Annotated in this window: 1 protein-coding gene; it reads left to right on the top strand. The window is 62.6% G+C overall.

Translation table 11 applies throughout. From position 1 onward, the window contains the following. Positions 1-15: 15 nt before the first annotated feature. Positions 16-1,209 (top strand): IS66 family transposase (gene tnpC, locus P0D80_RS50290; protein WP_408296248.1); only part of this gene is annotated, 1,194 nt, incomplete at its 3' end.

Raw genomic sequence — 1,209 nt, 5'->3', positions numbered from 1 at the left:
CTGGTCTAACCCAGCATGCCGGTCAACGTCACGATCACCGCCGACGAACTGAAAGAGCTGCTCGCCGAACGCGATGCCGCTCGTGCGTTGCGAGAAGAACAGGAGGCATTACGCGGCGCCCTGCGGCTCGTGACAGCGGAACGCGATCTCGCCGAGGAACGACTCCGGGCCTACCGTCACGAGCTGTTCGGCGCAAAGAGCGAGGCACGAGATTCGGATCAACCCAGCCTGTTCAACGAAGCCGAGGTGCTCGGCGCGAGCAGCTCACCTGCTCAGGAAGATACGCCAGAATCGACGGTCGGCGCACATACGCGCAAGAAGCGGGGCCATCGCAAGCCGCTTGATCCCAACCTGCCGCGCGACGTGGTGCGGCACGAGCTGCCTGAGGCTGAACGCTTCTGCATGAACGATGGTCACGCGCTCGTCGAGTTTGGCGTGGAGATCAGCGAGCAGCTCGACGTGATTCCGGAGCAGCTTCGCGTGATCCAGCACCAACGCGTCAAATACGCGTGTCCGTGCTGCGATCTCGGCATCAAGGTGACGCCGGCGCCGCCTCGCATCATCCCTCGCGGCCTGTTGAGCGAATCGGCGCTTGCATGGATCGCCGCCGGCAAGTATCAGTTCGGGATGCCACTGTATCGCCAGGCCGGTCTGCTACGTCGCTTCGGCGGCGACATCTCGTCGAACACGATTGCTGCGAGCATGGTCCGTGTGGGTCTCGGAACGCAACCCGTGATCAACCTGATGCGCGATGCGTTGCTCGATGCCGAGCTGATCTACTGCGACGAGACGACACTCCAGGTGTTGAAGGAAAAGGGCCGTCGACCGCAAACGAAGAGTTATCTCTGGGCGCAGATGACCGATTCGGGCGTGCCCATCCGATGCTTCACCTATACACCGGGGCGTGGCACCAGGCTGGCCGACAAGCTGTTCACCGGGATCCGCGAGGGCGCGGTCATGATGACCGATGGCTACGAGCCCTACAACGACATTGCCCGGCGTCACCAGCTCGTGCACCTTGGATGCTGGGTTCACCTGAGACGGTACTTCGTCAAAGCAGAGGACAGCGTACCAAAGGCTGCCCGAACGCCCGATCTGTTGGCGACGCGCTTCATCAAATTGATCGGCAAGCTGTTCGCGGCCGAGGCGCGCAGTACGACGTGGGCCTCACAACGACGACAGCGGTTGCGACGACGATACAGCGCGCGC

The sequence above is a fragment of the Paraburkholderia sp. RL17-373-BIF-A genome, from assembly GCF_046030175.1.
Classification (GTDB): Bacteria; Pseudomonadota; Gammaproteobacteria; order Burkholderiales; family Burkholderiaceae; genus Paraburkholderia.
The sequence above is the reverse complement of the archived record's forward strand: the minus strand, read 5'-3'. Positions and strand labels throughout refer to the sequence as shown.